General features: G+C 71.3%; 13 protein-coding genes. 6 read left to right on the top strand and 7 right to left on the bottom strand.

Going from position 1 to position 12,798, the window contains the following annotated elements:
* Nucleotides 1-22: 22 nt before the first annotated feature.
* Together ACWEN0_RS10875 and ACWEN0_RS10870 are read right to left on the bottom strand one after the other, a co-directional pair.
* Nucleotides 23-2,002 carry an acetoacetate--CoA ligase gene (locus ACWEN0_RS10875; RefSeq protein ID WP_451971563.1) on the bottom strand — a complete coding sequence of 660 codons (1,980 nt, stop codon included), beginning with the start codon at nucleotides 2,000-2,002 and terminating at the stop codon, nucleotides 23-25.
* Nucleotides 2,003-2,122: 120 nt separating this feature from the next.
* On the bottom strand, nucleotides 2,123-2,752 hold the full coding sequence (locus tag ACWEN0_RS10870; protein WP_451971560.1) for a dienelactone hydrolase family protein: 630 nt from the start codon (nucleotides 2,750-2,752) through the stop codon (nucleotides 2,123-2,125).
* Between the two features lie 146 nt (nucleotides 2,753-2,898).
* Here ACWEN0_RS10870 and hisC point away from each other — a divergent pair, with 146 nt between their 5' ends.
* On the top strand, nucleotides 2,899-3,954 hold the full coding sequence (hisC, locus tag ACWEN0_RS10865; protein ID WP_451971558.1) for a histidinol-phosphate transaminase: 1,056 nt from the start codon (nucleotides 2,899-2,901) through the stop codon (nucleotides 3,952-3,954).
* Here the strand turns inward: hisC and ACWEN0_RS10860 are convergent.
* Together ACWEN0_RS10860 and ACWEN0_RS10855 are read right to left on the bottom strand one after the other, a co-directional pair.
* Nucleotides 3,944-4,717, bottom strand: coding sequence for a sulfite exporter TauE/SafE family protein (locus ACWEN0_RS10860; RefSeq protein ID WP_451971555.1), 774 nt, complete (start codon nucleotides 4,715-4,717; stop codon nucleotides 3,944-3,946). The genes hisC and ACWEN0_RS10860 overlap by 11 nt on opposite strands.
* Nucleotides 4,718-4,786: 69 nt before the next feature.
* A complete protein-coding gene (locus ACWEN0_RS10855; RefSeq protein ID WP_451971552.1) occupies nucleotides 4,787-5,140 on the bottom strand; it encodes a VOC family protein in 354 nt (117 codons plus the stop codon).
* 54 nt (nucleotides 5,141-5,194) lie between these two features.
* Here ACWEN0_RS10855 and ACWEN0_RS10850 point away from each other — a divergent pair, with 54 nt between their 5' ends.
* Nucleotides 5,195-5,878, top strand: a complete 684-nt coding sequence (locus ACWEN0_RS10850; RefSeq protein ID WP_451971549.1) for a FadR/GntR family transcriptional regulator — start codon at nucleotides 5,195-5,197, stop codon at nucleotides 5,876-5,878.
* 48 nt (nucleotides 5,879-5,926) lie between these two features.
* On the opposite strand, the gene ACWEN0_RS10845 is transcribed toward ACWEN0_RS10850, so the two are convergent.
* Nucleotides 5,927-6,424 carry an FBP domain-containing protein gene (locus tag ACWEN0_RS10845; protein ID WP_451971546.1) on the bottom strand — a complete coding sequence of 166 codons (498 nt, stop codon included), beginning with the start codon at nucleotides 6,422-6,424 and terminating at the stop codon, nucleotides 5,927-5,929.
* Between the two features lie 63 nt (nucleotides 6,425-6,487).
* Here ACWEN0_RS10845 and ACWEN0_RS10840 point away from each other — a divergent pair, with 63 nt between their 5' ends.
* Nucleotides 6,488-7,981: an adenylate/guanylate cyclase domain-containing protein gene (locus tag ACWEN0_RS10840; protein WP_451971543.1), complete on the top strand. Its 1,494-nt coding sequence runs from the start codon at nucleotides 6,488-6,490 to the stop codon at nucleotides 7,979-7,981.
* Here the strand turns inward: ACWEN0_RS10840 and ACWEN0_RS10835 are convergent.
* Nucleotides 7,969-8,958, bottom strand: a complete 990-nt coding sequence (locus ACWEN0_RS10835; protein ID WP_451971540.1) for a beta-ketoacyl-ACP synthase III — start codon at nucleotides 8,956-8,958, stop codon at nucleotides 7,969-7,971. The genes ACWEN0_RS10840 and ACWEN0_RS10835 overlap by 13 nt on opposite strands.
* 211 nt (nucleotides 8,959-9,169) lie before the next feature.
* Here ACWEN0_RS10835 and ACWEN0_RS10830 point away from each other — a divergent pair, with 211 nt between their 5' ends.
* The 3 genes from ACWEN0_RS10830 to ACWEN0_RS10820 all read left to right on the top strand — a co-directional run bounded on the left by ACWEN0_RS10830 (nucleotide 9,170) and on the right by ACWEN0_RS10820 (nucleotide 11,472).
* The gene (locus ACWEN0_RS10830) at nucleotides 9,170-9,643 is read left to right on the top strand and encodes an Lrp/AsnC family transcriptional regulator (protein ID WP_451971537.1); all 474 of its coding nucleotides are present in this window, start codon (nucleotides 9,170-9,172) and stop codon (nucleotides 9,641-9,643) included.
* A gap of 39 nt (nucleotides 9,644-9,682) precedes the next feature.
* The gene (locus ACWEN0_RS10825; protein ID WP_451971534.1) at nucleotides 9,683-10,912 is read left to right on the top strand and encodes an MFS transporter; all 1,230 of its coding nucleotides are present in this window, start codon (nucleotides 9,683-9,685) and stop codon (nucleotides 10,910-10,912) included.
* Between the two features lie 155 nt (nucleotides 10,913-11,067).
* Complete coding sequence (locus tag ACWEN0_RS10820) at nucleotides 11,068-11,472, top strand: SsgA family sporulation/cell division regulator (RefSeq protein ID WP_451971531.1); 405 nt, start codon at nucleotides 11,068-11,070, stop codon at nucleotides 11,470-11,472.
* A 94-nt stretch (nucleotides 11,473-11,566) separates the two neighbouring features.
* On the opposite strand, the gene ACWEN0_RS10815 is transcribed toward ACWEN0_RS10820, so the two are convergent.
* Nucleotides 11,567-12,670: a S1 family peptidase gene (locus tag ACWEN0_RS10815; protein WP_451971528.1), complete on the bottom strand. Its 1,104-nt coding sequence runs from the start codon at nucleotides 12,668-12,670 to the stop codon at nucleotides 11,567-11,569.
* Nucleotides 12,671-12,798: the final 128 nt, after the last annotated feature.

Genomic DNA, 12,798 nt, shown 5'->3' with positions numbered 1-12,798 from the left:
CGAGCGATCATGCTTCCCCCGTCTACCCCCCGGCGAGCTCCACAAACGGCGTCAAGGCGGCCGGGTTGGCCAGCGCGTCGCGGCTGACGGCCCGGTCGGGAGCCACACCGGCGAGGATCTTCTTCACCGGTACCTCACACTTCTTACCGTTCAAGGTACGAGGAATCTCGTAAACCACTATGAATCGATCGGGTACATGCCGCGGTGACAGGGCGCTACGGAGCTCCTTGCGCAGGCGCGGCTCGACGTCCTCGAGCGCGACGCCGTCCGCGAGCACGACGAAGCAGATGAGCTCGCCGTCTTCGTTCCCGGCCGCCGAGGTGTCGACGACCAGGGAATCCGTGACCTCGTCGTAGCCCTCGACCACCCGGTAGAACTCGGCCGTCCCCATCCGGACGCCGCCGCGGTTGAGCGTCGAGTCGCTGCGGCCGTAGATCACCGCCGAGCCGCGGTCCGTGACCCGGATCCAGTCGCCGTGGCGCCACAGCCCGGGGTACATCTCGAAGTACGCCTCACGCAGCCGGGAGCCGTCGGGGTCGTTCCAGAAGAACACCGGCATGGACGGCATCGGCTTCGTGATGACCAGCTCGCCGACCTGCTCGACGACCGCGTGGCCGGCCTCGTCGAAGGCGTTGACCGCGGCGCCGAGCGCCGGGCAGGACAGCTCCCCCAGCCACACCGGGACGTCGGGCGCCGACGCGACGAACGCCGCGCACAGGTCCGTGCCGCCGGAGACCGAGCAGATCTGGACGGTCGCGCCGACCTCGTTCACGATCCACCGGAAGCCCTCGACGCTCAGCGGCGCCCCGGTCGAGCCGAGCGCGCGCAACGCCGTGAGGTCGTAGCGCTCCGCGGGCTTGATGCCCTTCTTGAGGCAGCTCTGGATGAACGGCGCCGACGTGCCGAAGTACGTGACGCGGTGCTGCTCGGCCAGGTGCCAGAGCGCGTTCAGGTCGGGGTACCCGGGGCTGCCGTCGTAGAGGACGACCGTGGTGCCGACCAGCAGGCCCGAGATGAGGAAGTTCCACATCATCCAGCCGGTGGTGCTGAACCAGAAGAACCGGTCGCCGGGCCCGAGGTCCGTCTGCAGCGCGAGAGCCTTGAGGTGCTCCAGCGTGATGCCGCCGTGACCGTGCACGATGCCCTTCGGCAGGCCGGTGGTGCCGGAGGAGTAGAGCACCCACAGCGGGTGCGCGAACTCGACCGGCTCGAACAGCAGGGGCGCGCCTTCGTGCCGCGCGAGCAGCTCGGCCCAGTCGTGCGCGCCGGCCATCCGGCCTTCGCCGACGTACTCGACGAGCACGGTCGCGGCGAGCGACGGCAGCTGCCGCTGCAGGTCGGCGACCGTCGTCCGGATGTCGAATTCGCGCCCGTTGTACGCGTAGGCGTTGACCGCGAAGAGCACCTTCGGCTCGATCTGCACGAAGCGGTCCGCGACCGCGCGGACCCCGAAGTCCGGCGAGCACGACGACCAGATCGCCCCGACGCTCGCGGTCGCCAGGAACGCGACGAGCGTCTGCGGGCAGTTCGGCGCCAGCGCGACGACGCGGTCGCCCTTGCCGACGCCCAGTTCGAGCAACGCCGCCCGGGCCGCGCCGACCTGCGCGCGAAGCTCGCCGTACGTCAGCTGGGCCGCGAAGCCGTCTTCGCGGTGGAAGATCACGGCGATCTCTTCGTCGCCCTTCGCGGCACCCGCGACGCCGGGGGTGAGCGCGTGTTCGGCGTAGTTCAGCGTGGCGCCGTCGAACCACACGGCGTCCGGCATCCCGCCCGCGAGCACCTCGCCCGGCCGGTCGTGCCAGCGGACGCCGAGGAAGTCCGCGACGGCCGACCAGAAGTCCGGGACGTGCTCGACCGAGAACTCCCAGAGCGAGCGGTAGTCGTCCACCTCGACGCCGCGTTCGGCACGCAGCCACCGGCGGAAGGCTTCGATCTTGGTGTCGGCAACGTGGCTCGGCTCAGGGCGCCAGAGCACTTCGGGGGCGTCGGCGGTGTGCGTCACGTCACGACTGTACTGTGCCGTTCATCACCCATCCGACCACAGCTGCGGCCGGATGGCTTTCGTGGCAACGGTCGCCATCGCTTGGGGCCGGCCTACTTCTGGCCGGATCGGTGATCGCGATCAGCGCAGGTGGGCGTCGAACCAGTTCAGGGTGCGCTGCCAGGCTTCCGCGGCCGCGCCCGGGTCGGCGTCGAAGCGGTGGTTCGCGCCCGGGTAGTGGACGACGTTCGTGGCGACCTTCGCCGACGCCGCCGCGTCGCGCAGCCGCTCGACCTCGGCGCCGCCCGCTTCGTCGCCCTCGTCGCCGTACATGCCGAGCCACGGGCTGGTGAGCTTCCCGGCGATCTCGACCAGCGCGGGCAGTTCGGCGGCCTGCTGCCCGCCGACGCTGACGGCGGCACCCAGCTTGCGGTGCGAAGCGACGACGAGAGCCGCGGTGCCGCCCAGGTCGAAGCCCATCACGCCGAGCAGGTCGGCTTGGACGCCGCGCTCGACGAGCCAGGCGAGTGTGATGTCCGTCGCGTCGAGCAGGTCCTGCTGCGTCAGCTCGGCGTTTTCGAGGTGCGGGGTGACGGTCAGCCAGCCTTCGAGGGCGAGGCTCGCGAGCAGCAGTTTCACCCCGTCGGTGACCCCGTCCGCCTCGTGCAGGACCACCAAGCCGCCGCGTAACGCGCCTTCGGGCGCCGAGAAGGTCAGGCGCAGGGCGCGGCCGTCGGTGCGCTGGTAGTCCACGGTGCTGGTCGACGTCATTGCGTCACTCAATCACTTGGAGGTGAACGGAAGGAACCCAGTTAACCAGGTGGCCGATCGAGGTACCGCCTGAAGGGAGTCGCGGGGCGGAGGGCGGAAAAGATACGGTGACGGGGTCGTCCCGTTCAATCGGAGGAGCGCCGAAGATGTCGTCCGTGTCCCCTCGTGCCGATCTCGAATCGTTGCCGAAATACATCCCCGGCCGGACGATCGAAGGCGCCATCAAGCTGGCGAGCAACGAGGTGCCCGGCGGCGCCCTGCCGAGCGTCGCGCGGGCGATCGCCGAGGCCGCGGTGGGCATCAACCGCTACCCGGACACCGGCTCGCAGGCGCTGCGCGAGCGGCTGGCGCGCGAGCTGGACGTGCCGGTGGAGAAGGTCGCCATCGGCTGCGGCTCGGTGTCGCTCTGCCAGCAGACGATCCAGGCGGCCTGCGCCCCGGGCGACGAGGTCCTCTTCGGCTGGCGCTCGTTCGAGGCCTACCCGATCGTGACGCAGGTGGCCCACGCCAAGCCGGTGCTGGTCCCGATCACCGAGGGCCAGGAGCTCGACCTCGACGCGATGCTCGCGGCGATCACCGACCGGACGCGCGTGGTCTTCGTGTGCAACCCCAACAACCCCACCGGGACGGCGATCCGGCGCGCCGAGCTGGAGCGGTTCATGGACGCCGTCCCCGAGCGCGTGCTGATCGTGCTCGACGAGGCGTACAAGGAGTTCGTCACCGACACTGAGGTGCCCGATGGCGTCGAGTACACGCGCACGCGCCCGAACGTCATGGTGCTTCGCACGTTCTCGAAGGCGTACGGCCTCGCGGGCCTTCGCGTCGGTTACGCCGTCGCGCCCGAGGCGATCGCCGACGCGCTCCGCCAGGTGTACGTCGCGTTCTCGGTGAACATGCTGGCCCAGGTCGCCGCGCTGGCGTCCCTCGACGCCGCCGACGAACTGCTGGAGCGCTGCCAGGAGATCGTCGCCGAGCGCGGCCGGGTCCGCGACGAGCTGATCGCGGCCGGCTACCAGGTGCCCGAGACGCAGGCCAACTTCGTCTGGCTGCCCTTGGGTGAGCAGGCGGTGCCGTTCGCCGAGCACGCGCTGGACCGCAAGCTGGTGGTGCGGCCCTTCGCCGGCGACGGCGTGCGCGTGACCATCGGGACCCGCGAGGAGAACGACCTCTTCCTGGCCGCGGCGCGGGAATTCAGTCGCTGAACTGCTTGACCACCAGCTGGATCACGGCGGCGACGCCGATCACCACAATCACGCCGCGCAGCACCGCCGGCGGCAGCTTCCGGCCGATCTTCGCGCCGAGGAAGCCGCCGGCGGTCGACCCGACGGCCAGCCACAGCACGACGGGCCAGCTGATCGGCGCGACGAACGCGTAGATCACCCCGGCGACGACGTTGACGACGGCGGCGAGCACGTTCTTCACGCCGTTGAGCTTCTGCAGCGGTTCCGACAGCAGCATCCCCATGACGGCCATCAGCATCACGCCCTGCGCGGCGGTGAAGTACCCGCCGTAGATGCCGATGAGGAAGATGAAGAACATCAGCAGCGGACCGGCTTTGTGCTCTTCGCCGTTCTCTTCGCGGCGCTTCGCGACCCACTTCGACACCTTGGGCTGCACGATCACGAGGATCACGGCGAGCCCGACGAGCACCGGGACGACGGCTTCGAAGGCGTCCTTCGGCAACGACAGCAGCAGGACGGTGCCGCCAATCGCGCCGAGGAACGACGCGACCGCGAACCGGGCGACCTGCCGCCAGTAGCCGGTGAGCTCGTGCCGGTACCCCCAGGCGCCGCTGAGCGTGCCGGGCGCGAGCCCGATCGCGTTGGACGTCGTCGCGGTCACGGGCGGGTACCCGAGCGCGACGAGCACCGGAAAGGTGACGAGCGTCCCCGACCCGACGACGGCGTTGATGGTGCCTGCCCAGATCCCGGCGACCACGACGATCACCGCGTGCCACCACGTCATTTAGCAATCACGTGCGGAGCCTAAGCATCGTGGGCCGCTCCCGCGACGCAGATGTGTCCGGTCGGACATTCACCGCGGCGTGAAGACGCAGAACTCGTTCCCTTCCGGGTCGGCCATCACCTCCCAGTCGACGTCGCCGCCGCGCTCGCGGAGCAGCGCCGCGCCCAGGGCACGAAGTTCCGCCGGGTCGCCGAAGACGTCCAGGTGCATGCGGTTCTTGACCGTCTTGCGCTCCGGGACCGGGTTGAGCCAGATCAGCGGCCCCACGCCGGCGGGGTCGACGATCGGGACGGGCCAGTCGTCCGGGCGCGTGTCGCCGGTCAGCGAGTCCCGGCGGACGTAGCCCAGCGCCCGGCACCACCAGTCCGCCAGCGCCTGGTGGTCGTTCGCGTCGAGCGCGAGGTCCTTGAACCGTGCGGTCATCGCGTGATCATGACAGTCACCACCGACGGTTTCCGGAGCTGAGAGGATGGGCGTGTGGACACCGAGCAGGTCTGGAGCGCGACCGTGGACCGGTTGCGGGCGCGGATCGACTCCGGGGACCTGGCGCCCGGGAGCCGGCTGCCTGCCGAGCGCGTGCTCTGTGAAGAGCTCGGCATCAGCCGGGGGTCGCTGCGGCAGGCGCTGCGCGTGCTCGACTCCATCGGGTACGTCCAGATCCGCGCGGGCTCCGGCACCTACGTCCGTGAGCAGCGGGAACAGCCCCTGCGGACCTGGTTCACCGAGCACGACCAGCTCGTCGAGAAGCTGTTCGACCTGCGCGCGACCGTCGAGCCGACGCTCGCCGAGCGGCTGGCCCGGCACGCCACCGCCAAGACCGTGAGCCGGCTCGAGGACAACGTCGCCGAGATGGCGCGGGCCGCCGAGGACGGGGACATGCTGCACGTCATCGCCGCCGACGCCGAGTTCCACCGGGTCATCGCGCAGAACGCGGGCAACGACGACGTCGCCGGGCTGCTGCGGTCCGTGCTCGCCCTGGTCGGCGAGGAGCGGCGGGCCGCGCTGCGGCTGCCCGGCCAGATCCGCAAGGCCGTCGACGACCACCGGGCCATCCTCGACGCCATCCGCCGGTCCGACCCCGCCGCCGCCCGCGAGCTGACCCTCAAGCACCTGGTCGACGCCAAGACCTACGCGCACGACTTCGCCGCCGAGGAGCAGTGACACCGGGGAACGCCACGGCCTGGTGTCCTCCTTGGACGCCGCGCGCTCCTAACGGGACTCCAGCACCCGCGCGACGAACTTGTGCAGCTTCTCCTCCAGCCGCGCGAGGCGTTCGTCCAGGGTGAGCGTCTCGAACGGCTGGGGCACGTCGGACTTCAGTTCGCCGCGGACGTACTGGCAGCAGCCCAGGTTGCCGCAGGCGTAGATGCCCAGCGTGTTGCCCTCGCGGCCGGGCTTCCCGGCGCGCCTGCCGGAGAACAGCGTGATGTCGGCGAGGCCGTGGGTGGTCGTGCAGAAGCCGCAGGTGTTGCTGCGCAGCCGGGACTTCGGCGCCGGGGCGGCACGCAGGGCGAGCCCGACCACTTCGCCGTGGAAGGGCAGCACGAGGTAGGCGCGCGCCGGCGCCTTCGGGTCGCGCCAGCCGAGGAACTCGCGCTTCTCCCACGGGATTTCCCCGGGCCGGGCCGGCAGCGTCACGCCCTTCGCTTCGCCGCGGGTGCAGTTGACGAACGAGGCCCGGATCTCGTCCTGGCCGAGTGGGTCCATGCTCCGCACGGTAACCACGGCCACCGGGGGTGGCCACGCATTTTCCGCCGTACGATCGACGCCGTGCGCAAGATCGGCAACTTCCGGGTGGTCCTGCGCACCAGCCTGGGCTTCGCCGGGCTGGGCGTCGGGTCCAGTGTGGCCGGCTCCGGCGTCGTCGCCCTGCTCCTGCTGCTGCAGGGGCTGCCGAACGACGTCGGCGACCGCGGCTGGGTGCTCGGCCTGACCGCCGCCGGGATCGTCGCCGTCTCCCTGCTCGTCGGGACACTGTGGACGGCCTTCCTGCAGCGCCGCACCGCGATCTGGTTCGTGCTCGGCCGCCCGCCCTCGGAGAGCGAGGCCAAGCGCGCGCTGCGGCTGCCCGTCGACATGGCCGTGGTCAGCGGGACGCTCTGGCTGATCGGCACGGTCGTCCTCAGCGTGCTGGCCGGGGTGCTCGGCTCGGCCGAGGACGCGGTCGGGATGGCGACCGTGATCGGGCTCGGTGGCCTCACCACCGTCGGGCTCACCTACCTGGCCGCCGAGTGGGTGGCGCGGCCGGTGATGACGATCGCGCTCGGCATCCTGCCGCCGCGCGGCTCGCTGCCGGTGACCGTGCTGACGCGGCTGGTCGTCACCTGGGCGCTCGCCAGCGGCGTCCCGTTCGTCGGCGTCCTGCTCATCGCGACGCCGCCCGACCTCGGCTCGGGCGACCACAGGGCCAGCCTGATCATGCTGTCGGTGATCGGCCTCGGCGTCGGGGCCATCGGCACCGCGCTGCTGGCCCGGGCGGTCGCGGCGCCGCTGCACCGGCTGCGCGTGGCCCTCGACCGGATCGCGCGCGGCGACAACAGTGTCGCGGTCGACGTCGACGACTCCAGCGAGATCGGCCTGCTCCAGACGTCGGTCAACCAGCTCGCCGCCGGCCTGCGCGAGCAGGCCCGGATGCGGGACCTGTTCGGCAGGCACGTCGGCGCCGACGTCGCCCGGCACGCCCTGGAGTACGGCGCGTCGCTGTCCGGCGACGTCCGCGAGGTCACGGCGTTGTTCGTCGACGTCGTCGACTCGACCGCGCTCGCCTACCGCACGCCGCCGGAAGAACTGGTGGCGAAGCTGAACCGGCTGTTCGCCGCCGTCGTGTCCGCGGTGAACGCCCGCGGCGGGCTGGTCAACAAGTTCCAGGGCGACGCCGCGCTGTGCATCTTCGGCGCCCCGACCCGGCTTTCGGACGCACCGACGGCCGCGCTGGCCGCGGCCCGCGCGATCCGCGACGAGGTGTGCGCGGACGGCGAGCTCGACCTCGGCATCGGCGTCTCGAGCGGCCCGGTGTTCGCCGGGCAGCTCGGCACCAGCAGCCGGCTCGAGTACACGGTGATCGGCGACGCGGTCAACGAGGCCGCGCGGCTGACCGAGCTGGCCAAGGCGGTGCCGTCCCGGATCCTCGCCAGCGACGCCGTGGTCTCGGCGGCCCTGCCGAGCGAAGCCGCGCACTGGCGCAAGCACGGCGAGCTGGAGCTACGCGGCCGCCAGGAGCCGACGCCGACCTGGACGGCCGGCCCGGACCCTCAGGACGGTTGACCCAGCTCCGGCCAGCGCAGCACCGTCGAACCCCAGGTCAGGCCCGCGCCGAACGCGCTGAGCAGCACGCGGTGGCCGGGCGCGAGGGTGCCGTCCGCCCGGGCGTCGGCCAGCGCGAGCGGGATCGACGCGGCGCTGGTGTTGCCGACCCGGTCGATGTTCGCGACGACCGCGTCGGCCGGCATGCCCAGCTGCTTCGCCGTCGCCTGGAGGATCCGGATGTTGGCCTGGTGCCCGACGAAGCGGTCGACGTCGCCGACCATCCAGCCCGCGCGCTCCAGGACCGTCCGCGACGACTCCGCCATCCGCGCGCAGGCGTGCCGGAACACCGCGGTGCCCTGCATGGCGAGGAACCGGTCGGCCGGGGTGTCCGAGAGCCGCTTGCGCGCGCCCCCGGCCTCGACCCACAGCAGGGCGGCGTGGTCACCCTCGCTGTGCAGGTCGAACGGCCCGAACGCGCCGGGCTCGGCCGCGTCGCCCGCCCGCAGCAGGACCGCGCCGGCGCCGTCGCCGAAGATCGGGACGGTCGTGCGGTCCCCGGGGTCGATCAGCGTGGTGAAGGTGTCGGCGCCGATCACGAGCACGCGCTCGGCGAGGCCGCCCGCGATCAGGCCCGCCGAGGTCGCCAGGGCGTAGACGAAGCCGCTGCACACGGCGTTGACGTCGAAGGCCGCGGCGGTGCCGAGCCCGAGCCGGGCGGCGACCTGCGGCGCGCTGGCCGGGCAGGGCTGGTCGGGCGTGGAGGTGGCGAGGACGACGGCGTCGGCCGACCCGCCCCCGAGCGCCTCCCGGCCCGCGCCGACCGCGAGGTCCACAGTGGACTCGCCGGGCCCGGCGACGCGGCGCTCGCGGATGCCGGTGCGAGTCCGGATCCACTCGTCCGTGGTGTCGAGCCGGGCCGCGATCTCGTGGTTGTCCAGGACTTTCGTCGGCAACATCGAACCGAGGCCGGTCAACACGGCGGCAGGTGCGGGCACGGTGGAGCCTCCCCACGCCGGCGGGTTGGCGAACGACCGGCAGGTCTTCCACTTCTATGGGCTACCCCCTGGTAGACCGGTGAGTTGTGTTCCAGGTCACGGAAAAAGTTGTTTCACTTTCGCCTCGGACGGAGTAGTGAGCGACGTCACGGAGGAGGGAGCCGAGAGCGAACTCCGGCGAACTGTCGGAGCCCCCGGCTAGCCTGCTGGAGTGCAGACACCCGACCTCGACCAGCTCGACATCGCCATCCTCGCCTGCCTCCAGCAGGACGCCCGCACGATCGCCGAGACGATCGGCGCGAAGGTCGGCCTCTCGGCCGCGGCGGTGCAACGGCGGATCAAGCGGCTGCGCGAGGCGGGCGTGATCGAGCGCGAGGTCGCGGTGCTGTCGCCGGAGGCGCTCGGGCTGAGCATGACGTTCGTCGTCATGGTCGAGATGGAGCGGGAGAACCTGGCGGTCCTGGACGCGTTCCGCCGGCAGGTCCTGGCCGACGACTGCGTCCAGCAGTGCTACTACGTCACCGGCAACGCGGACTTCGTGCTGGTCGTGACGTGCCCGGACATGGCGGGCTTCGAGGCGTTCACCCGGCGGATGTTCTTCGACAACCCGAACGTCCGGCACTTCACGACGAGCGTGGCGATGGACCGCGTGAAGGTCGGGCTCGGGCTGCCGCTCGGGCCGTAGGCGGGCGATATCCTGGAGCGCTGTCCACCTGGGGGGTGCATGCTTCGGAACCGCCGGATCTTCCTGACCGCCACCTTGATCGACGCGCTCGGCAGCGGACTGTGGGTCCCGTTCGCGCTGCTGTTCCTCGTGCACGGGCAGGGCATGGGCCTGCTCGACGCGGGCACGTCGCTGAGCACCGGCGCGCTGCTCGCGCTCGTCACCGGCCCGGCCACCGGGGCCGCGATGGACCGCTTCGGCCCGCGCGCCCTGCTCCTCACGGGCAACCTCGTGCGGCTCGCGGCCTTCTGCGCGTACCCACTGGTCCACACCAGCTGGCAGGTGATCGCGGTCTCGCTGGTGGCCGGCTTCGGCGACCGGCTCTTCTGGACGTGCAACGCGCCGATGGTCGCGCGGCTCACCGACGGGCCGGGCACCGACCGCATGCTGGCCACGCAGACGATCGGCCGGTTCGCGGGCGCCGGGATCGGCGCGGCGGCGACCGCGGTGCTGCCGACGATCACGAGCCAGGCGGCCTTCCACGCACTGGCGTACGCGAACGCGGCGAGCTTCGCGGTCGCGGCGGTGTTGATGGCGTTGCTGCCGGCACTTCCACGTGAACGCGACCACCAGGCGGCGCCACCTTCACGTGGAAGTGGCGCCGCGGGCGGCTGGCGGGCCGTGCTCGGGGACCGGCCGTACACCGGCTTCTGCCTCACCCACACGGCTTTCACGCTCGCCAGCGCGAGCAAGTTCGCCGTGCTGCCGATCGTCGTCCGGGACCTGCTGCACGGTCCACAGTGGATCGCCGGGACCGCGATCACCCTCGGCACCGTCGTCGTCGTGACGGCGCAGCGCCCGATCGTCGCGAAGCTCGCCGGCCACAGCCGGACCGCCGCGCTGATCGGCGCCGCGGTGCTGTTCTCGGTTTCCTTCGCCCTGCTGATCCCGTTGGAAATCGTCCCCCTGCCCGTCGCGACCGGGTTGATCCTCGTCACGAGCCTCGGCTTCTCCGTCGCGGAGGCGATGTTCGGGCCGACCGGCACCGCGACGGCCGCCGCGGCCGCGCCGCCGGGTGCCGAAGGCCGGGCCAGCTCGATCTTCCAGCTCTCCTGGGGCCTGCCCGTCGCGCTCGCGCCCGGGTTGCTGGCCGCCCTGCTCAGCGCCGGCAACGCGCTGACCTGGTCGGTACTGGCCCTGACCTGCGCGTCCGCGGTCCCGGCGCTGCTCGTCCTGCGGAAGAAGCTCCCGGGGGCGCTGCGCGAGTCGTCACCGGCAGTCGCCGGATGACCGCAAGGGGTATGTGCCGGACGTTACACCACAATGGACGGATGCAACCGATCAAGTGAACGTGAGAGTTTCTTCGTCATGACCGTCGGGCCTGGTCATCTCCTCCTCGAACAGTTCGCGCCGCGCGAACCGCCACCCGGACTCCAGGAGGGGCCATGCAGACCGACGCCGTTCACCAGAGCCAGTTCGTGGTGCTGAACGAGAGCACCACGCCCGTCCTGTCCCGGCTGTCCTACCACGCCGACGAGCCGTTCGCGGTCACCGTCGCGTTCCGGACCGAGCGCGGCCGGTGGATCGAGTGGACCTTCGCGCGTGACCTCCTCGTGGCCGGGCTCGACGAGCCGGCCGGCCTCGGCGACGTCCGGATCCGCCCGGACCTGTCCGAGGACGAAGACTTCCTCACCCTCGAAATCGAGTCACCGGACGGCTATGCGTCGTTCGAGCTGGAAGTCGAGGACGTCCGGACGTTCCTCGAGGCGTCCTACGAACTGGTGCCGCTCGGCGAAGAGAGCGCGCACTTCGACGTCGACGGGCTGATCGAGGAGATCAGCAACGTCTGACCCCCGAACCTCCCATTCCCGCGGCGAGGACGAAGGGCGGGTTTCGAGTGCGCTGGAGGCACTCGAAACCCGCCCTTTCGCTGTGTCCGGGACGTCAGCTGGTCTTCAGGGTCGTGCCGGTGCCGGACAGCGCGCCGGCGATCGGGTAGAAGTAGGTCACGCTGCTGTTGCCGCCGGACAGGACGCCCTGCGCGTAATTGCCGGCGATGAAGCCGCCGCCGGAGTCACCGGCCGCCGAGTGGACGTTGGTCGCGGTCATGCCGTTGACCGTGCCCTCGGAGTAGCGGACGCTCTGGTTCTTCGCGCCGATGGTGCCGCAGGTCCAGCCGGTGGTCGAGCCGGCCTTGCAGACCGACGAGCCGGTCGCCGCGTTCGACGACCCGCGCACCGCGGTCCCGTTGTTCATCTGCGCGACCGGGGTCCAGCTGCTGTTGGTCCGGACCGCCGCGTAGTCGACACCCGGGAAGCGGTAGGTGATCCAGCTGCCGAGCGCGGCGCCGTTCGAGCCGGTCAGCGAGCCGCCGCCGGTGAGCGCACCGCAGTGGCCGGCGGTGACGAAGCCGGTCGTGGTCGCGAAACCGACCGAGCAGCGCGCCGAGCCACCGATGTAGTAGGCGTCCCCGCCGCGGATGTTGGCGTGCAGCGTCGGCTTCGCCGTCGCGTCGAGGATCGTGACCGACGACTTGTCCACACCGGACCGCGCGACGAACGCGTCGGCCGCGGCGCGCTGGCCCTGCAGGACGGAAAGGGTGACGCGGTTGGTGACGGAATCGACGCCCCAGCCGGTGATCGCGTACGGCGCCGTGGCGTCGAGGGCCTTGAACCTGTCCACAGTGGAGTCGAGCTGGCGGGCGCTGAACTTCACGACCTCCGCCTCGGCCCCGGCCGCCTGGATCTTGGCGACGTCCGCGGCGTTCGTGGTCTGGATGTGCGCCTTGCCCGTCGCGGCGTTGTAGGTGGCGCCGCCGAAGGCGTCGCCGAGCGTCGCGGTGACGGCCTCGGTGACCTTGTTCGCGACGTCTTCGCTCTTCAGCCGCGTCAGCACCTGGTCGTGGGTCAGGCCCAGGTCGCGCTGCATGGCGGGCACGATGTCCGGGTTCAGCAGGTCCTGGCCCGACGCGGGGACGGCGACCGCGACGAGCGCACCCGTCATCGTCACCGCGGCGGCAGCGGCACCGAAGAGTCTGGCGATCTTCATGCTTCTCCCTAGGTGGTTACGCGCGGCTCTGCACTGGCCACGCAGTGGTACTCCCCCGGGTGAGGGTCCCCGCAGTGGGCGTTACGGTGCAATCCGGGCACCCGGCGAATGCGTATACGCATTCGGTC

The organism is Amycolatopsis sp. NPDC004378 (assembly GCF_053602455.1).
Note: the sequence above shows the minus strand (reverse complement) of the source record. Positions and strands in the feature narration are given on the sequence as shown.

Excerpts from the sequence above, each read along its gene's own strand:
- ACWEN0_RS10815 (WP_451971528.1), bottom strand. The coding sequence starts at position 12,670 with ATGAAGATCGCCAGACTCTTCGGTGCCGCTGCCGCCGCGGTGACGATG.
- ACWEN0_RS10860 (WP_451971555.1), bottom strand. The coding sequence starts at position 4,717 with ATGACGTGGTGGCACGCGGTGATCGTCGTGGTCGCCGGGATCTGGGCA.
- ACWEN0_RS10855 (WP_451971552.1), bottom strand. The coding sequence starts at position 5,140 with ATGACCGCACGGTTCAAGGACCTCGCGCTCGACGCGAACGACCACCAG.
- ACWEN0_RS10870 (WP_451971560.1), bottom strand. The coding sequence starts at position 2,752 with ATGACGTCGACCAGCACCGTGGACTACCAGCGCACCGACGGCCGCGCC.
- hisC (WP_451971558.1), top strand. The coding sequence starts at position 2,899 with ATGTCGTCCGTGTCCCCTCGTGCCGATCTCGAATCGTTGCCGAAATAC.
- ACWEN0_RS10825 (WP_451971534.1), top strand. The coding sequence starts at position 9,683 with ATGCTTCGGAACCGCCGGATCTTCCTGACCGCCACCTTGATCGACGCG.
- ACWEN0_RS10820 (WP_451971531.1), top strand. The coding sequence starts at position 11,068 with ATGCAGACCGACGCCGTTCACCAGAGCCAGTTCGTGGTGCTGAACGAG.
- ACWEN0_RS10845 (WP_451971546.1), bottom strand. The coding sequence starts at position 6,424 with ATGGACCCACTCGGCCAGGACGAGATCCGGGCCTCGTTCGTCAACTGC.